General features: G+C 66.8%; 21 protein-coding genes. 8 read left to right on the top strand and 13 right to left on the bottom strand.

All coding sequences use genetic code 11. The features are described 5' to 3' along the window. Positions 1-23 precede the first annotated feature (23 nt). Together U4012_RS14615 and U4012_RS14610 are read right to left on the bottom strand one after the other, a co-directional pair. Entirely contained in the window at positions 24-1214 is a 1191-nt protein-coding gene (locus U4012_RS14615) for a nitronate monooxygenase family protein (RefSeq protein WP_321799456.1), read from the bottom strand. Between the two features lie 128 nt (positions 1215-1342). Beyond that, positions 1343-2779 (bottom strand): aldehyde dehydrogenase family protein, encoded by a 1437-nt coding sequence (locus U4012_RS14610; RefSeq protein WP_321799454.1) that lies wholly within the window; start codon positions 2777-2779, stop codon positions 1343-1345. Positions 2780-3047: 268 nt separating this feature from the next. Between U4012_RS14610 and U4012_RS14605 the strand changes: the two genes are divergently transcribed. After that, a complete protein-coding gene (locus U4012_RS14605) occupies positions 3048-3413 on the top strand; it encodes a hypothetical protein (RefSeq protein WP_044848913.1) in 366 nt (121 codons plus the stop codon). Between the two features lie 251 nt (positions 3414-3664). Here the strand turns inward: U4012_RS14605 and U4012_RS14600 are convergent, their stop codons facing one another. Both U4012_RS14600 and U4012_RS14595 read right to left on the bottom strand, forming a co-directional pair. Continuing rightward, positions 3665-5257 carry an ABC-F family ATPase gene (locus U4012_RS14600; protein WP_044848912.1) on the bottom strand — a complete coding sequence of 531 codons (1593 nt, stop codon included), beginning with the start codon at positions 5255-5257 and terminating at the stop codon, positions 3665-3667. 132 nt (positions 5258-5389) lie between these two features. Next, positions 5390-7696 carry an AsmA family protein gene (locus U4012_RS14595; RefSeq protein ID WP_321799452.1) on the bottom strand — a complete coding sequence of 769 codons (2307 nt, stop codon included), beginning with the start codon at positions 7694-7696 and terminating at the stop codon, positions 5390-5392. Between the two features lie 152 nt (positions 7697-7848). Between U4012_RS14595 and U4012_RS14590 the strand changes: the two genes are divergently transcribed. Further along, a complete protein-coding gene (locus tag U4012_RS14590; protein ID WP_321799797.1) occupies positions 7849-8550 on the top strand; it encodes an ATP-binding cassette domain-containing protein in 702 nt (233 codons plus the stop codon). Beyond that, positions 8547-9350: an ABC transporter permease gene (locus U4012_RS14585; RefSeq protein WP_124485417.1), complete on the top strand. Its 804-nt coding sequence runs from the start codon at positions 8547-8549 to the stop codon at positions 9348-9350. The genes U4012_RS14590 and U4012_RS14585 overlap by 4 nt, the downstream gene beginning before the upstream one ends. A 42-nt stretch (positions 9351-9392) precedes the next feature. Here the strand turns inward: U4012_RS14585 and U4012_RS14580 are convergent, their stop codons facing one another. From U4012_RS14580 to U4012_RS14570, 3 genes are all read right to left on the bottom strand, one after another. After that, positions 9393-9866, bottom strand: a complete 474-nt coding sequence (locus tag U4012_RS14580) for a PliI family lysozyme inhibitor of I-type lysozyme (RefSeq protein WP_321799449.1) — start codon at positions 9864-9866, stop codon at positions 9393-9395. A 251-nt stretch (positions 9867-10117) separates the two neighbouring features. After that, positions 10118-10669: a DUF6013 family protein gene (locus U4012_RS14575; protein ID WP_124485415.1), complete on the bottom strand. Its 552-nt coding sequence runs from the start codon at positions 10667-10669 to the stop codon at positions 10118-10120. A gap of 261 nt (positions 10670-10930) precedes the next feature. Further along, on the bottom strand, positions 10931-11947 hold the full coding sequence (locus U4012_RS14570) for a zinc-binding alcohol dehydrogenase family protein (protein WP_124485414.1): 1017 nt from the start codon (positions 11945-11947) through the stop codon (positions 10931-10933). A gap of 123 nt (positions 11948-12070) precedes the next feature. Here U4012_RS14570 and U4012_RS14565 point away from each other — a divergent pair, with 123 nt between their 5' ends. Together U4012_RS14565 and serB are read left to right on the top strand one after the other, a co-directional pair. Then, positions 12071-13027: a LysR family transcriptional regulator gene (locus U4012_RS14565; protein ID WP_321799446.1), complete on the top strand. Its 957-nt coding sequence runs from the start codon at positions 12071-12073 to the stop codon at positions 13025-13027. Positions 13028-13233: 206 nt separating this feature from the next. Then, positions 13234-14079 carry a phosphoserine phosphatase SerB gene (gene serB, locus U4012_RS14560; RefSeq protein ID WP_044848905.1) on the top strand — a complete coding sequence of 282 codons (846 nt, stop codon included), beginning with the start codon at positions 13234-13236 and terminating at the stop codon, positions 14077-14079. An 88-nt stretch (positions 14080-14167) separates the two neighbouring features. Here serB and U4012_RS14555 read toward each other — a convergent pair whose 3' ends face one another. The 4 genes from U4012_RS14555 to rimO all read right to left on the bottom strand — a co-directional run bounded on the left by U4012_RS14555 (position 14168) and on the right by rimO (position 18502). Continuing rightward, positions 14168-15349 carry a cystathionine beta-lyase gene (locus tag U4012_RS14555; RefSeq protein ID WP_321799444.1) on the bottom strand — a complete coding sequence of 394 codons (1182 nt, stop codon included), beginning with the start codon at positions 15347-15349 and terminating at the stop codon, positions 14168-14170. 117 nt (positions 15350-15466) lie between these two features. Continuing rightward, complete coding sequence (locus U4012_RS14550; RefSeq protein ID WP_321799442.1) at positions 15467-16009, bottom strand: hypothetical protein; 543 nt, start codon at positions 16007-16009, stop codon at positions 15467-15469. Between the two features lie 201 nt (positions 16010-16210). Continuing rightward, entirely contained in the window at positions 16211-17137 is a 927-nt protein-coding gene (locus U4012_RS14545) for a sugar kinase (protein WP_321799440.1), read from the bottom strand. A gap of 3 nt (positions 17138-17140) precedes the next feature. Further along, complete coding sequence (rimO, locus tag U4012_RS14540) at positions 17141-18502, bottom strand: 30S ribosomal protein S12 methylthiotransferase RimO (RefSeq protein WP_044848901.1); 1362 nt, start codon at positions 18500-18502, stop codon at positions 17141-17143. 711 nt (positions 18503-19213) lie between these two features. On the opposite strand from rimO, the gene U4012_RS14535 reads away from it, so the two are divergent. The 3 genes from U4012_RS14535 to U4012_RS14525 all read left to right on the top strand — a co-directional run bounded on the left by U4012_RS14535 (position 19214) and on the right by U4012_RS14525 (position 21602). Beyond that, positions 19214-19711 carry a carboxymuconolactone decarboxylase family protein gene (locus U4012_RS14535; RefSeq protein ID WP_044848900.1) on the top strand — a complete coding sequence of 166 codons (498 nt, stop codon included), beginning with the start codon at positions 19214-19216 and terminating at the stop codon, positions 19709-19711. Between the two features lie 33 nt (positions 19712-19744). Continuing rightward, complete coding sequence (locus U4012_RS14530) at positions 19745-20539, top strand: SDR family oxidoreductase (protein ID WP_321799437.1); 795 nt, start codon at positions 19745-19747, stop codon at positions 20537-20539. A gap of 808 nt (positions 20540-21347) precedes the next feature. After that, on the top strand, positions 21348-21602 hold the full coding sequence (locus tag U4012_RS14525; RefSeq protein WP_044848895.1) for a hypothetical protein: 255 nt from the start codon (positions 21348-21350) through the stop codon (positions 21600-21602). A 353-nt stretch (positions 21603-21955) separates the two neighbouring features. Here U4012_RS14525 and phaR read toward each other — a convergent pair whose 3' ends face one another. Both phaR and U4012_RS14515 read right to left on the bottom strand, forming a co-directional pair. After that, positions 21956-22522: a polyhydroxyalkanoate synthesis repressor PhaR gene (gene phaR / locus U4012_RS14520; protein ID WP_006478701.1), complete on the bottom strand. Its 567-nt coding sequence runs from the start codon at positions 22520-22522 to the stop codon at positions 21956-21958. 119 nt (positions 22523-22641) lie between these two features. Further along, positions 22642-23382, bottom strand: a complete 741-nt coding sequence (locus U4012_RS14515; RefSeq protein WP_044848894.1) for a 3-ketoacyl-ACP reductase — start codon at positions 23380-23382, stop codon at positions 22642-22644. Between the last annotated feature and the right edge of the window lie 192 nt (positions 23383-23574).

The following is a 23574-nucleotide window of genomic DNA, read 5'->3' as shown; positions in this document are numbered from 1 at the left end:
TCTTTTCGTCGTTTTGATATCCGTCAAGCCAGCGTAAACCTCGGACGGTTTGTCGCAGTCGCCGCGGCACGGCCCGTCAGCAGCAGGTCGAGCAGATCGCGCACGCTGCGGATCGCGTTGCCGAACGGCAGCGCTTCGCGGCCGCGGAAGAACAGGCCGTTCGCGACGTCGCCCCGCAACGCGGCCGCGAGACGCGTGTCGATGCAGAAATGGCCGAACTTTTCGATGCCGTCGCGCAGCCCGCAGACGCTCAGGCACTCGAGCGCGGTCGGGCAGCGCTGCCTGAACGCGCCGAGCTTGTCGCGAATGCGCGTTTCGTTGCGCAGGTAACGATCGAGCCACGGTGTCTTCACCGCGCGCGCCGGCAGCCCCGTCACGCTGACGAATTCGACGATGTCGTCGGGCAGTGCGTCGGCCAGTACGCGCTTGAAGTTCGGATGCGCGTCACCTTCCTCCGTCACCGCGAACGGCGTTCCGACCTGCACGCCGTTCGCGCCGGCCGCGAGCGCCGCACGCACCGTGTCGTGACTGTTGATCCCGCCCGCGACGATCAGCGGGATCGTGTCGCGCGCGAGGCCGAGCGACGCCATCACCTGCGCGGCCTCGTCGAGCACGCGCGCGAAATCGAAGCGCGCATCGTGCATGTCGTCGATCTGCGTGACCCCGAGGTGGCCGCCCGCATGTGCGGGATGCTCGATCACGATCGCATCCGGCAAGCGCCCCTTCTTCATCCACTTCTTCAGCACCAGCGCGATCCCGCGGCTGTCCGACAGGATCGGGATCAGCGCGATGTCGCGTCCCTGCGTGAGATCGGGCAGATCGAGCGGCAGGCCCGCGCCCATCACGATCGCGTCCGCGCCTTCGTCGCACGCGACGCGCACGTAGTCCGCATGCGCGCGCACCGCCTTCATCACGTTGACCGCGATCATCCCGCGGCCTTCGCCGTAGGTCTTCGCGAGGCGAATCTCGCGCGCGAGCGCGTCGAGGTTCGCGGCCTCGAGCGTCGCGCGGTCGGGATTCGCACGACAGCGCGCGAGCAGGTCCGCGTGGTGGTGACGCAGGTCGATGCTCGCGATCGTGCCGAGCGCGCCTTCGCGCGCGACGCTGCCCGCGAGGCGGTGCGCGGAGATGCCGACGCCCATGCCGCCCTGCACCACGGGCAGCAACGCGCGGCCGCGAATCGTGAGCGGCGGGAAGGAAGTGCGTGCGGTCATCTGAACCTCGTCGAAACATCGGAAATCGGAAACGCGATGATCGACGATCCACCGACGCGCATCTTGACGGCCGTCAATAAAAAAACGGCACGCGAGCGTGCCGTTTCGGGTCAGGCGCGGTGAGACGCTCAGGCCGGATTCGCCGGCTTGAGCTGCATCGACTTGTATTCGAGATACTCTTCGAGCCCGTACACGCCGTTCTCGCGGCCGTGCCCCGACTGCTTGTAGCCGCCGAACGGCGCGGCGCTGTTCCACATGCCGCCGTTGATGTCGACCTGCCCCGTGCGGATGCGGCGCGCGACGCGCATCGCGCGTTCGTCGCTGCCCGCCCACACCGCGCCGCCGAGCCCATAAGGCGAATCGTTCGCGATGCGCACGGCTTCGTCTTCGTCGCGATACGTGATGATCGACAGCACCGGCCCGAAGATTTCTTCCTGCGCGATCGTCGATTTCGGATCGACGCGGCCGAACACCGTCGGCTTCACGAAGAAGCCCTTCGCGAGCCCTTCCGGCAGGCCCGTGCCGCCCGTCACGAGTTCCGCGCCGTCGTCGATCCCGCGCTGGATGTAGGCCTGCACGCGCTGCTGCTGCGCGGCCGATGCGAGTGCGCCGAGGCGCGTCGTTTCCTGGCGCGGGTCGCCCGCGACATACGCTTCGGCCGCCGCCTTCGCGAGCGCGCGCGCCTCGTCGTAGCGCGCTTCCGGCACCAGCATCCGCGTGTGCGCCGAACAGGTCTGGCCCGCGTTCAGGTAGCACGCGTTGACCGTGCCCTTCACCGCCGTCGCGAAATCGGCATCGTCGAGAATCACCGACGCCGACTTGCCGCCCAGTTCGAGCGCGACGCGCTTCACGCCCGCGGCCGCGAGTTCGGCCACGCGCTTGCCGGCGCGCGTCGAACCCGTGAACGACACCATGTCGACGTCCGGATCGGTCGCCAGCACCTCGCCGACGACCGGGCCGTAACCGCATACGAGGTTGAACACGCCCGGCGGCAGGCCCGCTTCGTGAATCGCCTCCGCGAGCATGAACGCGTTGAGCGGCGCGACTTCGGATGGCTTCAGGACGACCGTGCAGCCGGCCGCGAGCGCCGGCGCGACCTTCAGCGTGACCTGGTTGAGCGGGTAGTTCCACGGCGTGATCGCCGCGACGACGCCGACCGGCTCGCGCACCACCAGCGAGTTGCCGACCGTCGCCTCGAATTCGAACGATTCGGCGAGCTTCGCGTATGCCTTCCAGTTGTAGATCGGGCCGCCGACCTGAATCGCACGCGACAGCTTGATCGGCATCCCGACTTCGCCGGTGATCGACTGCGCGAGTTCCTCGCTGCGCGCCTGCAGACGCTCGACGATCTTGCGCAGGTAGCCCGCGCGCGTCGCGGCCGGCGTCGCGGCCCACGCGTCGAACGCCGCGCGCGCCGCGCGGATCGCGTCCTGCGCGTCCGAGGCCGTGCCCTCCGGAATCCGGCCGATCACGGCTTCGGTGCCCGAGTCGATCACGTCGATCGTGCCCGTTCCGGCCGGCTTGCGCCATGCACCGTCGATGTAGAACTGGTTGTAGATTTTCATCGCTTCCTGTCTCCCGGAAAACGGCCATTCTAACGAGTGTGGCGCCGCCCGGCGATGACGCCGGACCAGACCGCGAGCGCCGCCGAACGGTCCGCACGGGCGCCGGCGAGCGGGTGCCGGATACCGGACGCCCGCGGCTGCGGCATCCGCGCCACGCCGGCATGCCACGAGGCCGCACGACGTGGCCCGCATCGTGCTATGTTTTTAGTATCGGCGCCGGCCGCTGCAGGCCGCGCCACCCGGAATCGATGCCTTCGTGAGCGCTGCCATGACCGACGCATCCCATATCCTCGGCTCGCAAGATCGCCTGGAGCTGCTGTGCTGGCTCACCTGCGGCAATCTCGGCGCGTTTTACCTGAACGAAACCTGGCCGGACGCATCGTTCCAGGTGCAGGCCGCGCACCGCTGGCTCGACCGCCATCACCGGCAGGCCGACTGGCTCGCGATCGCGAAGCTGGCCGCGCTGGCGCAGGACATCGCCAAGCGGCACGCCGACTTCGTCGACGCGTCGTGGGCGCGCGACGCGGTCGAGGAAATCGTCGATACCGACGATCTCGATTACCGGGCGAAACTCGTGCAATGGGTGTACGAAGACTGCTGCAAGGCGCTTGCCGACAAGCGGCTCGCGGATTGACGCGGCGGGCGGCGGGTGGCGGGCGGCGCGCGAGGTGATGCGCCGGTTGCGGTCGCCGCGGCTGCCGGCCGGAAACGGCGCCGCCGCGACGAATCGTCATCGAAGGTGCTGCACCCGACCTGACATTTTCCCTTCAATGGCCGTCGTGCCGATCCGGTAACGGCGAACATCTGCCCGGATACGAAAAAACCCGCCAGGCTTGCGCCTGGCGGGCTTCCGGTACATCAGGTCGGGCATGGCCGCCCGGGCAATTACTCCTGCCCCTGACTCGTCAGGAACTCCTCGTAATTCCCGCCGAAGTCGAACAGCGTGCCGTCCGTGCGCACTTCGATGATCCGGTTCGCCAGCCCGCTCACGAATTCGCGGTCGTGCGACACGAAGATCAGCGTGCCTTCGAACTGCTCGAGCGCGATCTGCAGCGACTCGATCGACTCCATGTCCATGTGGTTGGTCGGCTCGTCCATCAGCAGCACGTTGTGGCGGCCGAGCATCAGCTTGCCCCAGATCATGCGGCCCTTCTCGCCGCCCGACAGCACCTTCACCGACTTCTTGATGTCGTCCGACGAGAACAGCAGGCGGCCCAGCGTGCCGCGCACCATCGTTTCGTCGTCGCCGTCCTTGCGGTACTGGTCGATCCAGTCCATCAGCGTGATGTCGTTCGGGAACTCCTCGTACGTATCCTGCGGCATGTAGCCGACGTTCGCGTTCTCCGACCACTTCACCGTGCCGTGATCGAGCTGCAGCGCGCCGAGCAGCGAACGCAGCAGCGTCGTCTTGCCCGCGCCGTTCTCGCCGATGATCGCGATGCGCTCGCCCGGCTGCACCGACAGGTTGAAGTTCTGGAAGATCGTGCGCTCGTACTTCTTCGTGATGTCTTCGGCGACCACCGCGACGTTGTGCAGCTTCTTCTCGAACTCGAAGCGGATGAACGGGTTCTGACGCGACGACGGCTTGAATTCCTCGATCTTGATCTTGTCGATCTGCTTCGCGCGGCTCGTTGCCTGGCGGGCCTTCGACTTGTTCGCCGAGAAGCGGCGCACGAAGTCCTGCAGCTCGGCCACGCGTTCCTTCGCGCGCGCGTTCGCCGCGGCCTGGCGCTCGCGCGCCTGTGCCGATGCGAGCATGTAGTCGTCGTAGTTGCCCGGCCAGACCTTCAGCGTGCCGTAGTCCATGTCGGCCATGTGCGTGCACACCGAGTTCAGGAAGTGACGATCGTGCGAGATGATGATCATCGTCGAGTTGTACTCGTTGAGCGTGTGCTCGAGCCAACGGATCGAGTTGATGTCCAGGTTGTTGGTCGGTTCGTCGAGCAGCAGCACGTCCGGCTTCGAGAACAGCGCCTGCGCGAGCAGCACGCGCAGCTTCCAGCCCGGCGCGACGTCGGCCATCGTGCCGTTGTGGAACTTCTCCTCGATGCCGATGCCGAGCAGCAGCGCGCCCGCGCGCGCCTCGGCGTCGTAGCCGCCGTATTCGGCGAACTTGCCTTCGAGCTCGGCCGCGTGCATGTAGTCGTCGTCGGTGGCTTCCGGGTTCGCGTAGATCGCGTCGCGCTCGGTCATCGCGGCCCACATTTCGGTGTGGCCCATCATCACGACGTCGAGCACGCGCACGTCTTCGTACGCGAACTGGTCCTGGCGCAGCTTGCCCAGGCGCACGTTCGGCTCCAGCGCGACGTTGCCGGCGCTCGGCTCGAGGTCGCCGCCCAGGATCTTCATGAAGGTCGACTTGCCGCAGCCGTTCGCGCCGATCAGACCATAGCGGTTGCCCTCGCCGAATTTGACCGAGATATTCTCGAACAAGGGCTTCGGCCCGAATTGCATCGTGATGTTGGCAGTAGAAAGCACGGCAGGTCCCGTAAGAGAGAAATCGACGGAAAACCGTGTATTTTAGCAGGTGTCGGAGAAACTGCCGACCGCACTGTTCCGGCCCCGCCAGCCGGGCCGCCGCGCGCGGCGCCGGCCCTCCCTTCGGGGCCCCTACTTGCCTTCCTTCGCCGCGCGCTTCTGCGCCGCCTTCTCCTTCATTTGCCCGAACAGCTCCGCGCACGGCACGTCGCGGTTGTTGCTCGGCGCGATCAGCGGAATCAGCGCCGCGAACGGGTTGATCAGGCCGAGCCCGACCATCGCGCCGGCGCGCAGCGCGAGCGCGCCCGCGTCGACGCCGACCTTCGGGTTCTTGAACGTGCCCTTCGCATACAGCGGCGAGCGCAGCGAGAAGACCCGGAAACCCTTCGTGTGCGGGTGGATCTTGAGGTCGATCGATTCGTCGCGCAAGTTGACCGGGCCGTCGACGTTGATCAGCGCATCGTCCGTATCGAGCGCGAAAACCCTCGGGTCGAGCATCCCGTCGGTCGCGACGAAGTCGATCGCCGCGCAGTTGATGTTCACGTCGCGGGTGCCGAACAGCTTCTCGTAGACGACGTTCGCGACGTTCAGCCCCGCCGCCTCCATCAGCAGCAGGCTGATGCGGCCATCCGTGATGAGCGCCTTCACTTCGCCGGTCGAGGTACCCGCGAGCGCGGCCGGCGAGTTGCCGGTCGCCGACAGCGACGCGTCGCCGTTGATCTCGCCGAGCGCGGTCTGCATCACCTTCTGCGTCGGGAACAGCTGCTTGAGCCTCAGGTGACGCGCGGACAGCGTGAAGCGGCCCTTGAGCGGCGTGCGGCTGCCGTCCAGGTGCGCGGTGGTCGCGAGCGTGCCGCCCGCGACGCCGAACTTCAGCGGCTCGAGCGTCAGCACGCCGTCCTGCAGCAGAACGTGCGTGTACAGGTCGGTAATCGGCAGCTGCGGGCTCTTGATCAGCTTGCGGCCGGTGAACTTCACGTCCGCGTCGATCGCGCTCCAGCGCTCGGTGCGGAACCTCGAAACCGGCAGCACGCGGTCCGGCGGCTGGCGCGTCGTGTCGCCGCGCTTCGCCTTGCTCGCGGCCGTGTCGGCGCCGATCACCGGCGCGAGGTCGGAGAACTGCAGCAGTTTCGACTCGAGCTCGCCCGACAGCTTCGGCCGCGGCTCGCGCTGCGCCCAGGTGAGCGTGCCGCGCAGATCGCTGCCGCCCACGCGGCCGTTGAAGTCCTCGTAGCGGAACGTGCTGGCGCCCTGCTTGATGTTGCCGATCAGCCGCCCTTCGGTCGCATACGGCGGCGTGTCGGGCAGCGTGATGCCGGTAATCTGGTAGAGGTGCGACATCGACGTGCCCTGCAGCCATAACCGCAGGTCGAGCGCCGCGAGATGCATCGGGTCGGTCAGCGTGCCGACGATCGCGAGCCGCGTGTCGCCGGCCTTCACGTCGGCCTGCAGCGGGAACGGCTGCGTCGACTTCTCGATCGCCAGCACGCCGCCCACCTTGCCGGTGCCGCTGATCGGCACGTTCTTGTAGCGGCCGTCGACCTTGAGCCCGAACGCATAGGTCGGGCCGGACGGCTTCGCGGGCGCGGCGGCCGCCGACGCACCGGATGCACCTGACGCACCGCTCGCGCCGGATGCCGGCGCGGCCGTCGATGCAGAGGAAACCGAAGTAGCCGGAGCGGCGCCGGACACTCCCGACGCCGCAACGGCAGACGCCCCGCTCGCCGCCTGCGGCGCCGACGCACCCGATGCGGCTTCTGCATTCGCCTTCGCGCTCAATTGCGCGGCGCCGTGCTTGCCGACGCGCTGGGCCGATGCCGCACGCGACCTCTGTTCCTGTTCCTTCAGCACGTCGCCGAGCGGAATCGGCTGGCCGAGCGTATCGATCGCGACCGTGAGATCGGCCTTCGTGATCGCATCGCGATACGTGACGATGCCCTTCGCGAACCCGAAACTGTCGAGCCGCACCTTCCACGGCGACGGCTGCGCGGATTGCTTGAACTGGAAGGTCCACGTATTGCGGCCGTCGGCGAGCCGCTCGAGGTCGACTGCGGGATTGACGACATCGATCGACGGAATGACGATTTCGTGCGCGAGGAGCGGCAGGATGGCGAGATCGAAATGCGCGGCATCGACCGTGACGAACCTGGGCCCCTTCGCCCAGTCCGGATTGCCGATCTCGAGTTGCGTGGCCGAGAAGCTCGGCCAGGGTACCCATGCGCGCCAGCCGGTCTCGCCGTCGGGGCGACGCCAGCCGACCTTGAGATCGCCGTTGATCGCAAACGAACGGCCAAGCGCGGTACTCACATGTTCGTTGACCCACGGTTTCGCGCGGTTCCAGTCGAACGTGACGATAAAAATGCCGGCGGCCGCGATGATCAGTGCGACGATGCAGACGATCCATGCAGCCGATTTGCCGATGGCTCGGGCTAGCGTCATGGCGATTCCGTTGTTGTTATGCAGAGTGTGCACGCCATGTCGGGCCACGTGCGTGAATGAACGAAGCACGACACTGGCGGCTTTTCAATCTGTATTATGACGCACGCTCCGACGACGCCTCGGCGCCATTAACGCTTTTTTTCATTTTCGACATGACAGCGCCGACCGGTCTCATCGATGCGCAGCACATCACGCGCCGCGACGCCAGCAGCGGCAAGACTTTGCTGGCGCCGACCGACTTCAGCCTCGCCGCGGGATCGCGAATTGCTATCACCGGACCATCGGGTTCCGGCAAGAGCGTGCTGCTGCGCGCGCTCGCGCTGCTCGATCCACTCGACGGCGGTCAGATCCTGTGGCGCGGCAAGCGGATCAGGCGCAATGCAATTCCGCGCTACCGGCGCAGCGTCGCCTACGTGCGCCAGCGACCCGCGCAGATGGACGGCACCGTCGAGGCGCAATTGCGCTATCCGTACTCGCTCGCGATCTATCGCGACGCGACGTTCGACCGTGCGCGCGCCGAAGCGCTCGCGGCCCGCGCCGGTCGCGGCGCCGATTTTCTCGACAAGCGCGCGAGCGAACTGTCGGGCGGCGAAGCGCAGATCGCCGCGCTGCTGCGCGTGCTGCAACTCGACCCCGACGTGCTGCTGCTCGACGAGCCGACGTCCGCGCTCGACCCCGACTCCACGCGCGCGATCGAAGCGCTCGTCGGCGCCTGGTTCGACGCGGCGGCCGATGCGCGCGCCTATATGTGGATCTCGCACGATCCGGCGCAGGCCGCACGGATCAGCACGATGCGGCTCGTGATGCAGGCCGGCGTGCTGCACGCCGCGAGCACGACGGAGGCGGCACGATGAGCCCGGCACTGCAGGATCTGAGTCTCGTCGACGTCGGCATCGCCGCCGCGCTCGTCGCGGTCAACGGCGCGATCTCCGCGGCGCTGTCGCTCGGCCTCGGGCGCAAGCTCGCGCTCGCCGCCGTGCGCACCGTCGTGCAGCTGCTCGCGATCGGCTACGTGCTCGGCTGGGTGTTCGGCCATCCGCACTGGACCGTCGTGCTGCCGCTGACCGCGTTGATGACGCTGATCGCGGGCTTCGCGGGCGCCGGCCGCGGCAAGCGCACGTATCGCGGACAGCGCGTCGACAGCATCGCGTCCATCTGGTTCAGCAGTTGGTTCGTCGCGGCGATCGGGCTGTTCGTCGTGATCCGCATTCATCCGTGGTACACGCCGCAGTATGCGATCCCGATCCTCGGGATGATCCTCGGCAATACGCTCACGGGCGTGTCGCTCGGCGTCGAACGGATGATGGAGGAACTGACGGCACGGCGCGACCGCGTCGAGACCGCGCTCGCGCTCGGCGCGACGCGCTGGGAAGCCGCGCAGGACGCCGCGCGCCAGGCCGTGCGTGCGGGCATGCTGCCGACGCTCAACCAGATGGCCGTCGTCGGCGTCGTGAGCCTGCCGGGGATGATGACCGGCCAGGTGCTGGCCGGCCAGTCGCCGCTGCAGGCCGTGCGCTACCAGATCGTGATCATGTTCCTGATCGCCGCGGCGTCCGCGCTCGGCACGGTCGGCGCGGTGCTGATGACGTATCGCCGGCTGTTCTCCGCCGATCACCGCTTTCTCGCATCGCGGCTCGAGGAACGCGCGCATTGACGCGCGGCGCCACGCCCCACGCGGCGTTTGCTCGGCGTGCGGTCAGCGGGCGCTACGGCGTCTGCCGAGGGCCTGGCGCAACGCGGCCGTGACATCGGCATCGGGCGTCAGCCCGTCGACCGACGCGACGAGCCGCACCGCGCGCGGTGTCGTCACATAGGCCTGCGCGCCGACATAACCGCCGCTGCCGGCCGAGCGCGTCGTGACGATGAGCGCCTGCGGCGCACGCGCACCGAGGTCGGCCGTGAAGGCGTCGGCGACGGTGCCGTCACGCGCATGCAGCACGCCGGTTACGTAGTCGTCCGTATCGAAGCCGGGCGCGGCATGCGCAGTCGAATACACGCGCACCGCATAGCTGCCGGTCGAGCACGGTTCGAGTGCGCCGCTCGACACGACGGCGACCTGCTGTCGCGACGGCAGCTCGACTTTCTTCGCGAAGCTGCAATCGTCGGCCGCCTGCGCATGGGTGGCGACGAACGCAGCGGCCGACAGCAGCGCGCGCATGCAATGTTTCATCGGGATGTCGTACGGGGAGAGGGAGAAGCCCGGGAGGATAGCGCGACATCCGCATCACGTCACGCGCGCCGCGGGGCGAATGGCCGCGCTGTCGGTGCGCGCCGGACACGACGCACATCAAACCTCAAACAACGGAAATACGCGAAGCCGCGCGCCACGAAACCGTCACGCGCGGCCCTGCCCGGATCACCGGATACGCATCGCGGTTGGTTGCGCACGCACCGGACGTCTCGCCGGCCCGCGCGCACCGCTCAGCGCTTGATCGACACCGTCACCTTCGTGCCGTCGCTCATCGAGACGGACTTCGAGCCGCCATTGGTCGAGATCGACACCCACTTGACCTGGCTCACCGACACGACATCCGGGCACTGCAGCGACTTGCCGCCCGCGCTCACGTTGCGCGTGCCTTTCGGCGCGGCGGCCTGGAAGCTCATCTGCACGTTCGCGATCCCCTTCGCGTCGACCGACGGCGCGAGCCGCACCTGGGTCTGGCGCACCATCGCGCCGTTCGCGTCGCGCGGCAGGTTGTCGGCGTTCGGGCAACCGTCCGGCATCGCGACCGCGCCGCCCGGCGGCACCGACTTCCAGTTGAAGTCGTCCGTTTCGCCCGAGCGGATCTTGCGGGTCTCCTGCGTATTGCCGAAGGTCTTCGAATCGACCTTGACGGTGTATTCGAGCTGCCCTGTCCCGCCACCCTTCAGGCTGCCCTTGACCGGCGGCGCCGCGAATACGCTCGCGCTGACGCACGCCGCCGCGAACACGGCAGACCACGATGCGGCGACTGACAAGCTGCGTTGGCTCATGCTGACCTCCTTGTAATGCGGCGGCACGCGCGTGCCGCGCGGTTTTCGATGCATGATGCGTTGCCAGTCTACCGCCAAGCGGCATGCAATGCGCCGCAAACGCATCGGGTGTTACCCCGCTTGCGTTCGCGACGCGGCATCCCGAACGCGCGACGCCGGCGCTCGGGAACACGCCGGGCAGACCCAGGTTTTCCGCCCCGAAGGAAGTCCACTTGGGGGATGCCCATCGGCGCCTGGCGCGAAGCGACGCGTCTGCGGCACTCAGAAGCCGCTCAGCACCAGCTTGCCGATCGCGCGCCCGGCTTCGAGCAGCTGATGCGCGCGCCGCACGTTGGCGGCGTTGATCGTGCCGAGCTGTTCGCCGAGCGTCGTGCGCAGCGTGCCGCCGTCGACGAGCCGCGCCACCTCGCTCAGGATCTTGTGCTGCTCGATCATGTCCGGCGTCTCGAACATCGCACGCGTGAACATGAATTCCCAGTGAAACGCGGCGCTCTTCGCCTTCAGTTGCTCGACCGGAATCGGCTTCTCGTTCTCGACGATCGTGCAAATGCCGCCCTGCGGGCGAATTACTTCCGCCGCGGCAGGGAAATGACGGTCCGTGTCGTTGAAGATCAGCACGTAGTCGACGCTCGGGTGGCCGATTTCACGCAGTTGCGCGGGCAGGTCGCCGAAATGATCGACCACGTCGTCCGCGCCGAGCGAGCGCACCCATTCGGCCGACGCCGGCCGCGACGCGGTCGCGATCACGCGCAGCCCGGCGAGCGTCTTCGCGAGCTGGATCGCGATCGAACCCACCCCGCCCGCGCCGCCGATGATCAGCACCGACTTGCCCGCGTCGGCGCCCTGCGGCGACACGCGCAGCCGGTCGAACAGCGCCTCCCAGGCGGTCAGCGCGGTGAGCGGCAACGCGGCCGATGCCGCGAAATCGAGCGAGCGCGGCTTGAGCGCGGCGATCCGCTCGTCGACCGCGTGGAATTCGCTGTTCGCGCCGGGCCGCGTGATGCTGCCCGCGTAGAACACCTCGTCGCCCGGCCGGAACAGCGTGACCTCGGCACCGACCGCGACGACCGTGCCGGCCGCATCCCAGCCGAGCACGCGCGGCGTCTCCTCGACCTGCGGTTTCGGCGCGCGCACCTTGGTGTCGACCGGGTTCACGGAGATCGCCTCGACCTTCACGAGCAGGTCGCGCGGGCCCGGCACCGGTTGCGGCAGTTCCACGTCGACGAGCGCCTGCGGATCGTCGATCGGCAGGTAACGGGTCAGTCCAACAGCTTTCATCACGAAACTCCTTCAGGGAAATCGGGCGGGCCGCGGCGCAGCCCCATGCATGCCATCGTAGGCGCCCCGATCCTTCGAGAAAACCGCTATATTTCCTGAAACATTTTCAGGAATTTCAGAATAATGACGTCCGATCCGATTCCAGCCCCCGACAAGCCGCTCGACCTGCTCGACGTCGGCCTGTTCGTGCGCGCCGCGCTGCTCGCGAACGTGAGCGCGGCCGGGCGCGAGTTCGGCGTATCGGCCGCGGTCGCGAGCGCGCGCATCGCGCAGCTGGAGCGCCAGCTCGGCGCGCGGTTGCTGCATCGCACCACGCGGCGCATCAGCCTGACGCAGGACGGCGAAGTCTTCATGGCCCGCGCCGAGGCGCTGTTGTCGGCCGCCGACGCCGCGCGCGCCTCGGTCGGCCACGGCCGCAGCGAGCCGTACGGGCGGCTGAAAGTGTCGATGTCGTCGTCGTTCGGCCGCCAGCACGTCGCGCCCGTGATTCCCGCGTTCCTGCGCCGCTACCCGTCCGTGTCGCTCGACCTGCGGCTGTCCGACGAGATCGTCGACCTCGTCGACGACGGCTACGACGTCGCGATCCGCCTCGGCGCGCTGAAGGATTCGACGCTGGTCGCACGCAGGCTCGCCGCGAACCGGCGCGTGCTGTGCTGCTCGCCCGCGTATCTCGCCGAACACGGCACGCCGCGCCATCCGGCCGACCTCGCGCAGCACGAATGCGTGATCCTCGGCGACCAGCGCGACTGGTCGTTCGTCACGCCACAAGGCCCGCTCACCGTGCGGGTCGGCGGCCGGCTCGTCGCGAGCAACGGCGAGGCGATCCGCGAAGCGCTCGTCGACGGCTTCGGCATCGCGATCAAGTCGACCTGGGACGTCGGCCCGCTGCTCGCGAGCGGCGCGCTCGTCACCGTGCTCGACGACTACCCGTTCGCGAACGACGTCGCGATCTGGGCCGTCTATCCGAGCCGCGCGCACGTGCCTCTGAAGACGCTCGCGTTCATCGCGTTCCTGGCCGAACACTTCGGCGATCCGCCTTACTGGGATCGCGACCGGCAATCGCACGAATCACCCGAATAACCCGCACCGTCCGCCGAATCGCCGTGCGTGCGGCGCCCGGCACGGCGCCCGCGCCGGCTCCCGGCGTCGATCCGGTCGCGATCGGATACCAACCGGCTACAATGGCGCGTTCGCGACGCAACGGCCCGACGCCGGACGGGGCCCGCGTTCGCAGGCGGCCGCATGCCGGCCGCGCACGCGTTTCATTCGCTTCCAAACATTCCGTCATGACCCACAACCTCGTCATCCAGAGTCTCGCGCCGTTGTCGGACGCGCATCACAAACCGCTGCTCGCGCTGTCGCGCGGCACCCGCATCGTGCAGACCGACGATCACGCGCTGCGCATCGAAAACGCCAACCCCGCGCAGCGTCTCGACATCGACGCGTACTGCGGCACGCATGCGCTCGACTTCGGCTTCGTCGAAGCCGGCCGCGCGCTGAGCGATTTCGGGCTCGTCGTGATGGACATGGACTCGACGCTGATCACGATCGAATGCATCGACGAGATCGCCGATTTCTGCGGGCTGAAGACGCAGGTCGCCGAGATCACCGAGGCGGCGATGCGCGGCGAGATCCGCGATTTCAACGAAAGCCTCACGCGCCGCGTCGCGCTGCTCGCGGGGCTCGACGCGCAGGCGCTCGAGCGCGTGTACGAGGAACGGCTGCAGCTGTCGCCCGGCGCGGAGACGATGCTCGCCGGCGTGAAGGCCGCGGGCCTGAAGACGCTGCTCGTGTCGGGCGGCTTCACGTTCTTCACCGAGCGCCTGAAGGCGCGCCTCGGCCTCGACTTCGCGCACGCGAACACGCTCGAGATCGTCGACGGCAAGCTGACCGGCAAGGTGCTCGGCGAGATCGTCAACGCCGACGTCAAGGCGCGCCTGCTGCGCGACACCTGCGCATCGCTCGGCATCGAGCCGAGCCGCGCGATCGCGATGGGCGACGGCTCGAACGACCTGAAGATGATGGCGGAAGCCGGGCTGTCGGTCGCGTTCCACGCGAAGCCCGTCGTGCGCGATGCGGCCACCGTCGCATTCGACCACGTCGGCCTCGACGGGCTGCTGCGGCTGTTCTGATTTCCGATCCGCGCAAGCCGCCCATGAAAAACGCCCGCGCGATGTTGCATCGCGCGGGCGTTCTGTTGTTCCGCTCGGGGTTCGGTGCTCAGCCGAGCGTGGATTGCATCGCGCGCTCGATATCCGCGCGCAGGTCGGCTTCGTCTTCGAGACCGACGTAGAAGCGTACCAGCGTGCCGCGATGCGGCCAGTCCGGGCGCATCGACGCCACGTCGTAAGGCATCGCGAGGCTGCACGCGCCGCCCCAGCTCCAGCCGATCGCGAACAGCTCGAGCGCCTCGACGAAACGATCGATCTGCTCGGCACTGTAGCGCTCGTCGAACACCACCGAGAACAGCCCGCCCGCGCCGGTGAAGTCGCGCATGAACGATGCGTGCCCCGGACAGTCCGGCAGTTGCGGATGCAGCACGGCCGCGATCTCCGGACGCGCCTTCAGCCATTGCGCGAGCGCGAGCGCGCTCTTGCTGTGCGCATCGAAGCGCACCTGCATGCTCGGCAGGCTGCGCAGCACGAGCGAGCAGTCGTCGACCGACACGCCGATCCCGCAGCGCATCCGGGCGAGCTTCAGTTGCGCCTGCAGCGCCGCGCTCGCGGTGATCGTCGCGCCCATCAGCACGTCGCTGCCGCCCGATTGATACTTGGTCAGCGCCTGCACCGAGATGTCGACGCCATGCTCGAACGGCTTGAACGCGAGCCCGGCCGAATACGTGTTGTCGATCGCGGTGACGATGCCGCGCGCCTGCGCGACCGCCGTGATCGCACGCACGTCGGGCACTTCCATCGTCACCGAGCCCGGCGCCTCGATCCAGATCAGCCGCGTGTTCGGCTGGATCAGGTCGGCGATGCCGGCGCCGACGAGCGGATCGTAGAAGCGCGCGGTGATGCCGAAATCCTTCGCGAGCCAGGTGCCGAGATCGGCGTTCGGCCCGTAGACGTTGTGCGGGATCAACACGTCGTCGCCCGCCTTCACAATCCCGAAATAGACGTTCATGATCGCCGCCAGACCCGACGGCTGCAGCAGCGCATGCGAGCCGCCTTCGATCTCGGCGAGCCGCTGCGCGAGCGCGAGCGACGTCGGGGTCGCATGCAGCCCGTAGCGCCACTGGTTGTCGTCGTGCCAGACCAGCGCGCGCATCGTCGCGAGATCGGGGAACACGACCGTCGATGCACGCTCGACCGGCGGCACGAACGAACGGAAGCCATCCGGGATGTTGTCGTCGGGTTGAACGATGCGGGTCTGGAGTGCGCGCTTCGGAGTGGATGCAGTCATGGCAGGAGGCCCGGAGAAAGGCCGTTCGGTTGCGGAATGAATAGGTGGCTAGGTTAGCCAAAATCGGCGCGGTTGGCCCGGTACAATGCGCGCCGCATGCGCCGAGCCAGCGCGCGCTCAGTCGTCGGTGCGCAGATTGACCACGTTCCCGACCGTCTCGATTTCCTGCACGCGGCCGTCGCGTACCTGCAGCGCCGCGCGCTTGCCCGGCGCCAGGCGCAGCACGACGGGTTGCGGATCCGATTCGTCCGAGTTCATCCGGTCGGCCTTCAGCTCGCCCGTCGCGTCGAAGCGGCCGATCCACACGCCCGTGATGTTCGTGCCGTCGTTCGATTCCTCGATCTCGAGCGTGTCGCCGTCGCGATCGCCGGCGAGCAGCACCACCTCGCCCGTGTCCGCGAACTGGTATTCGCCGTGCACGCCTTCCTCGTCCGTCTTCGGGCCGAGATGCACGACGATCGGCCGATCGCCGAGCGTGCCTTCGTAACGCGGCAGGCGGGCGAATTCCGGATTCGGCCGCAGCGGCCGTGCGGGTGCCGCTTCATCCTGCTGCGCGCCCGACGCGGCAGCCTGTGCCGCGACCACGCCCGGCATCGTGAGGCCCGCCGCCAGCGCGCCGGCAATCACCAGCGCCCGTTGCCATTGCGAATATCGACCCACCTTGTGTTGCTCCTTGCTTCAGATTCGCTCGAAAATCGCGGCGACATGCTGCGCGTCGCCGCTGCACATCGATCGCCACGCGCACGTGGCGACCGCCGATGCGCAGGCGCCGAGCGCGGTACGCACACCGCTCGCCAGCCGTTCACGTCGCCCGTCATCCGGGCGTTCGAGTGAACAGGTAGCCGGCGTGCGAGAGCCGCGTCAGCCCTGCATCAGGCGTTCCACCGCGTCGCGGCGCGGAATCGGCGCGACCGCGCCGTAGCCAGTCGTCGACAGTGCCGCCGCCGCGTTCGCATAACGCGCGGCCGCGAATGGATCGTCGCCTGCGACGATCCGCGCAACGAACGCACCGCCGAAGCAGTCGCCCGCGCCCGTCGCGTCGACGGCCGCGACCGCGAAGCCCGGCACCACGCGCCGTTCGTTCGGCGTCGCGACATACGCGCCTTCCTTGCCGAGTTTCAGCGCGACGACCCGCGGCCCGTGCTCGAGCATCGCATCGACGATCGCGTCGCGGTCGTTCGCACCGGTGAGCGCCGTGACGTCGTCCCAGCTCGGCAGGCAGATGTCCGTCTGGCGCAGCGCTTCGCGCATCACCGCGCGGGCGCGTGGCAGCGGCCACAGCTTCAGGCGCAGGTTCGTGTCGAAGCTGACCTGCGCGCCGTTGCTGCGCGCGTGGTCGATCGCCGCGAACGCGGCGTCGCACGCGGCCGTGCCGATCGCGAGGCTGATGCCCGACAGGTGCACGGCCCGCGCCGCGGCCAGCGCATCGAGCGGCAGATCGGCCACCGCGTAGCGGCTCGCCGCGGAACCCGCGCGCAGATAGTCGAACTGGTGGCCGTCAGCACCGTGCGTGACGAAATACACGCCGGTCGGCGCCGTGCGGTCGATCCGTACGTACGTCGTATCGACGTGCTCCGCCGCCCACATCTCGGTCAGCAGGCGGCCGAACGGATCGTCGCCGATCGCCGACACGAAGCCCGTCGACGCGCCCTGGCGCGCCGCGGCGATGCAGAAGTTCGACGTGTCGCCGCCGAAGCCTTGCAGGAACTCCGGCCGGCCCGGCTGCGACTGGTTGAATTCGATCATCGCCTCGCCGAGCGCGAGGATCTGCGGCAGTGCGGCGGTCATCGCTTAAACCTCGCCCCACAGGTCGTGGCCGTCCGCGCCCGTGATCTTCACCGACACGAAATCGCCGACCTTGTAGCGCTTCGACGCCTTGGTCGCCGGCTCGACGTAGACGACGCCGTCGATCTCCGGCGCATCGGCCGCCGTGCGGCCGATGCCGCCTTCCTCGCCGACTTCGTCGATCAGCACCTTGAGGGTCTTGCCGACCTTGCGCTGGATGCGCCGCGCCGACACTTCCTCGGCGACTTCCATGAAGCGCGCACGGCGCTCTTCGCGCACCTCGTCCGGCAGCGCGCCGTCGAGTTCGTTCGCGGTCGCGCCTTCGACCGGCGAATACGCAAAGCAGCCGACGCGATCGAGCTCCGCCTCGCGGATGAAGTCGAGCAGCGTTTCGAACTGTTCTTCCGTCTCGCCGGGGAAGCCGGCGATGAACGTGCTGCGAATCGTCAGGTCCGGGCAGATCTCGCGCCACTTCTGCACGCGCTCGAGCACCTTCTCGGCGTTCGCCGGGCGCTTCATGCGCTTCAGCACGTCCGGATGCGCGTGCTGGAACGGCACGTCGAGATACGGCAGCACATGGCCCTTGAACGGGCCTTCGGCCATCAGCGGAATGACTTCGTCGACGCTCGGATACGGATACACGTAGTGCAGGCGCACCCATGCGCCGTACTGCGCGGCGAGTTCGCCGAGCGCGGCGACCAGGTCGGTCATGCGCGTCTTGATCGGCTTGCCGTTCCAGAAGCCGGTGCGGTACTTCACGTCGACGCCGTATGCGCTCGTGTCCTGCGAGATCACGAGCAGTTCCTTCACGCCGGACTTGAAGAGGTTCTCGGCTTCCAGCATCACTTCGGCGACCGGGCGCGACACGAGGTCGCCGCGCATCGACGGGATGATGCAGAACGTGCAACGGTGGTTGCAGCCTTCGGAAATCTTCAGGTATGCGTAGTGACGCGGCGTGAGCTTGATGCCGGCCGCCGGCACCAGGTCGGTGAACGGGTCGTGCGGCTTCGGCAGGTGCGAATGCACGGCCTGCATCACTTCGCCCACCGCGTGCGGGCCGGTGACGGCGAGCACCTTCGGGTGGACTTCCTCGATCAGGTTCGAGCCGCTCGCGCTCGACTTCGCGCCGAGGCAGCCGGTGACGATCACCTTGCCGTTCTCGGTCAGCGCTTCGCCGATCGCGTCGAGGCTCTCCTGCACGGCTTCGTCGATGAAGCCGCAGGTGTTCACGACGACGAGGTCGGCGCCGTCGTAGGTGCCGGAGATTTCATAACCTTCGGCACGCAGCTGCGTGATGATTTGTTCGGAGTCGACGAGGGCTTTCGGGCACCCGAGCGATACGAAGCCTACTTTGGGGGACTGGGACATCTGGAATGTGGGGGCGTGGCGGCAAAAGCGTGAGTTTACAGCTATTTATGGGTCAGCGAGGCAAAAACGGCGGTTGGTGGCGGTGCTGGCGCCGGCTCGAATGAGCTGGCCGGCGGGCGGCCGCCCCCGATGTCGCGCTTGATGCGTCCCTTTCAGTTTGGGGCGGATGGGCGTTGGACTCCGTCCCGGTACCAGCGCCAAGGGCCTCGCGGGGTGTTCCTTCGCGTAGCCCGGGATTGCCACATGCCGAACAGGTCCGCGCTACGGGCGGAGGGTCGGATCCGTCGAGCCGAGCCGAGCTGGGCTCAACCCCGGCACGGCCTGCGTCGCTACCGGCGCGGAGGCAGCTCCCCCCAGCTCGTCATCGACGGCATCACCGTCGCGTCGACAGCACCAATCTTGGGGGCTCCTTGCAGATGGAAAGTCGGCGCCGATCGGCCGCACATCCACTTTCGCCCGCTTCGAATTGGGGAATCGCTGCCTGACCGAAATCGAATGGCTTCGCGTCTTCGTGCAACTCGGACGCGATCGACAAACAATCTACCTGAGCCAGGCCGCCAGTACCGCGACCATGGAAGCGTGGCTTCCGTTTCCGCCGTCTGCGAACACTCCAGCGCGATATCGCCGAAGTAGTCCATTTGAGTGAAGCTTTGCGATCGTCATTGAGGCAGCCTGTCCGCATTGACCTGACCTCGCCGGACGGAGTCTGAAATGCCGCGTATCGACGTCGTTGACGATCCCCAGAGCTGGATGGAACTACAACCTGAACTGGCCGCCGGCCTGAACGCCCTCAGCCACGCAGTGTATGGAAAGAGCCGGTTACCGATGCGAGTACGCGAAGCGGCACGCATGAGGATCGCGGAGGCCAACGAGTGTCAGTTGTGCCGCAACACGCGCGACGCCCAAGGACAAGCCAATGGTGTCGACGACGCGCTGTATGAACACGTCGTCGAATGGCGAACCTGGCCCGGATACAGCGAGCGCGAGCGATTGGCCATCGAGTTTGCCGAACGCTTTGCATTGGATCACCTCGCACTGAGCGCGGATGATGATTTTTGGATGCGTCTGCGCGTGGCATTCGAAGATGCCGAGATCGTCGATCTCGGCATTTGCTGTGCACTGTGGGTCGGTGCTGGCAGAGCCATGCGCGTGCTGGATGTCGGCCAGTCATGTTCGCTGGAGTTGCAGACCTCCACCGCACGTTCCTGAGTAAAGATGGACACACATCGAAGGAGTAAGCAGATGGGTACGATTGCAGTGACGGGAACCGCTTCCGGCATCGGAGCGGCAACGCAGGCGCGCCTGGCGAGTGAAGGGCATCGAGTCATCAGCGTCGACCGTCACGAGGCCGATGTTGTCTGCGACCTGGGCTCCGAGCCGGATCGGCAGTTCGCGATCGAACGCATCAACGCGCTTTCGGACGGTCGCCTGGATGGCCTCGTGACCTGTGCCGGGGTCGGCGGCTTCCCGCATCGTCGTGGCGCGGAAGTCGCCGCAATCAATTACTTCGGCACGGCCGTTCTGCTGTCCGGACTGAGGCCGGCTCTCGCCGCATCAGAAAATGCATCCGTCGTCGTCATCAGTTCCAACTCGTCTACGGCCCAACCTGGGTGGCCCGAAGCACTGGCCGCCGCGTGTCTGTCCGGGGATGAAACGCTCGCCTGCACGATGGCCGACACGTTCGGACCAGTATTGACCTATCCCGCGACAAAGGCCGCGATTGCCCGACTTATCAGGCGTTTGGCGCCAGGGAAGGACTGGATCGGAAGCGGAATACGATTAAACGCGATTGCACCGGGATTGATCGAGACGGCACTCACGACTGAAGGTCGTACCGATCCCGACATCGCACGTCAGCTCGACGCCTTCCCGATTCCCGTTGGCCGCCCGGGAACACCTGAAGAAGTCGCCTCGCTCATCGCGTTCTTGCTCGGAACGGAGTCCCGATTCATGTGCGGCTCGGTGATCTGGCTCGACGGTGGTACGGATGCCCTGCTCCGGCCGGACGACTGGCCAGTGCCGATGCAGTTGGCGTGAGCGAGGCTGGCGGATGTGGGCAACGCAATCAAATACGTCCTGAAAACGGTAGGTTGTTAAGGATGACATATTGTTTTAGCGTCGATTGGCATAACAGCGCCAGATGCTGAAGTGCTATTCCGTTCGGCGCGTAACCAGCTATCGAGCCTGCGCGCCGACATCGATCTGGATGAGTTCATACACCCGTACGGCGTTCGTGCTCAAGCAAACGGTGTGAAAGTCCCGAGGAGCATGGACTTCCTCTTTGCGGATGCAACTCATGATGCTCACGCATAAATCCCGGCGCTCATTTCTCAATGGAACACCGTCGGGGCGCTTGAAAGCGACGCCAAGCTGCGTTTCTCAGCCAAACTTCAGTCAAGTCGTAGCGGTTTGATCGGGAAGCGTTCGATCGTGATGGTCGAGGCCACTCGCGAAATCGGCGATACCAAAACGACCGAGCGGCGTTACTACTTGTCGTAGCCTGCCTCCCGATGCAGAGTGCATTGGCGTATCGAGAACAGCATCCAATGGGTGCTGGACATGGCCTTCGGCACGATTGCAGAGAAATAACCGCCGCCTCGCTTCGTTCCGCGCCGCGCCCGGCTTCGCCCGAGCCGCTGCCATCGCACTGCCACGCATCTCCAACGGGAGACTCACTGCAGCGCTCATGAGAAATCCTCGACGAGTGCGCATTCCGGTGAGCCGCTGCCCGGCGGGTCAGCACGATCCGCAACCGCCGGCGCACGACAATCGCCCCGGACGCGACCCGCCATTATGCGAGAATCGGAACCTCCAACCGCTTCACTCCACGCACGACGGGGTTCGCATGACCACCCACATCACGATCGAATTCACCGAGCACGCCGCCGAAACCATCGGCGAGCAGACCAGCACCAGCTTTTCCTATGACCAGGGCGCCCACGTGCCGCAGCCTGGCGATTTCGTCGAGATCGAGAACTCGCAGCAAACGTTCCTCGTGATCGGCCGCGTGTTTTCGCTGAAGGCGAACTACTGCGCGGTGAAGCTCGTGCTCGACCTGCCGCCGGCGGACGATCAACAGGATTTCGATCGCGCGCTTTGAGCGAAGCCGGCGCGCCATGCCGGCATTGAGGCGGCGCGTCGTCGCGCCGTCCGACACAACGGCGGCCGCCCGCGCCCGCGCACGCACGCGCGCCATCAGGCGCGACATGCTCCGCTTGTATTTCGCTGCTTGCCTGGAATTCGATCGACCGGACGACGGTCATGCCCGCCCCCACCCAGGGGCACGGGCATTCGGTGCCGACGATCAGGGACGACCGTCGGCGACATCTCGCGGCAGCGAGCCGCCAATCATCGTCGTGCCCGGGCACGCGACCGGCCGCATCGCACCCGCCGCACGTCGCGGCACCGACGCCCGACGGCTCGCGCCGCCGCGGCCGGCCTGCCGCGACATCGTTACTTCTTCTCCGGCTCCGGCGTGCCCGGTTGCTTGAACGGGAACGTGCTGAACATCGACTTCGCCTGATTCTGCATCTGCTCCTGCATCTGCACGAACATGTTCTTCGACTGCTCGATGTAGCTCGTCATCATCCCTTGCATCATCGGCGCCTGCATGTTCATGAACTGCGACCAGACTTCCGGATTCATCGCGTTGCCTTCGTACAGGTTCTTCGATTGATCCGCGAGCTTGTTCTGGATGTCGATAAACGCCTGGATGTTCTTTTCCAGGTACGTGCCCATCATGCCCTGCATCGCATGACCGTAGAAACGGATGATCTGCGACAACATCGACGACGAGAACATCGGCACGCCGCCGCTCTCTTCCTCGAGGATGATCTGCAGCAGGATGCTGCGCGTCAGGTCTTCGTTCGATTTCGCGTCGACGACCTTGAAGTCCTCCTGTTCCAGCACGAGTTGCTTGACGTCGGTCAGCGTGATGTACGTGCTCGTCTCGGTATCGTAGAGCCGGCGGTTCGGGTACTTCTTGATGAGCCGCTCGGCCGTTTTCTTTGTAGTAGTCATGTAACGCCTTTGGGTGCAGCGTAGCGCAAGTGACAAATCCCCGCCTCCCGGATTCGGGAGGCGGGGGCCTTCGGAAACGCCAGGCTGCACGGCCGGTCCGGCCTGCGCAGCCCGGACGTTCAGCCCATGTGCAGGCCGCCGTTCAGCGAGAAGTCGGCGCCGGTCGAGAAGCCGGAATCGTTCGACGCGAGCCACGCGACGATCGAGCCGATTTCCTCCGGCGCACCGAGACGCCGCACCGGAATCGTCGCGACGATCTTCTCGAGCACGTCCGGACGGATCGCCTTCACCATGTCGGTGCCGATGTAGCCGGGCGACACGGTGTTGACCGTCACGCCCTTCGTCGCGACTTCCTGCGCGAGCGACATCGTGAAACCGTGGATGCCGGCCTTCGCGGTCGAGTAGTTCGTCTGGCCGAATTGCCCCTTCTGGCCGTTCACCGACGAGATGTTGATGATCCGGCCCCAGCCGCGCTCGACCATCCCGTCGATCACCTGCTTCGTCACGTTGAACAGGCTCGTCAGGTTGGTGTCGATCACGGCCGTCCAGTCTTCATGCGTCATCTTGCGGAACACGACGTCGCGCGTGATGCCCGCGTTGTTGACCAGCACGTCGATCTCGCCGACTTCGGCCTTGACCTTGTCGAACGCCGCCTTGGTCGAGTCCCAGTCGCCGACGTTGCCTTCCGACGCGATGAAATCGTAGCCGAGCGCCTTCTGGTCCTCGAGCCACTTCACCCGACGCGGCGAGTTCGGGCCGCAACCCGCGACCACCTTGAAGCCGTCTTTCGACAGACGCTGGCAGATGCTGGTGCCGATGCCGCCCATCCCGCCCGTTACGTACGCAATTCGCTGAGACATAAATCTCACTCCATTTTTTGGTTTCGAGAGCCGCCGGAGGCCCCTCTGACTTCACGTGGCACCGGCCGAAGCCGCAATCGGCCGGCGCCCGGATTGGTTTGGCAGTGACGAACGACCGGTTACGGACGTTCGACCGCGAGCGCGACGCCCATCCCGCCGCCGATGCACAGCGACGCCAGCCCGCGCTTCGCG

The organism is Burkholderia sp. BCC1988 (genome assembly GCF_905339895.1).
Classification (GTDB): domain Bacteria; phylum Pseudomonadota; class Gammaproteobacteria; order Burkholderiales; family Burkholderiaceae; genus Burkholderia.
The sequence above is the reverse complement of the archived record's forward strand: the minus strand, read 5'-3'. Positions and strand labels throughout refer to the sequence as shown.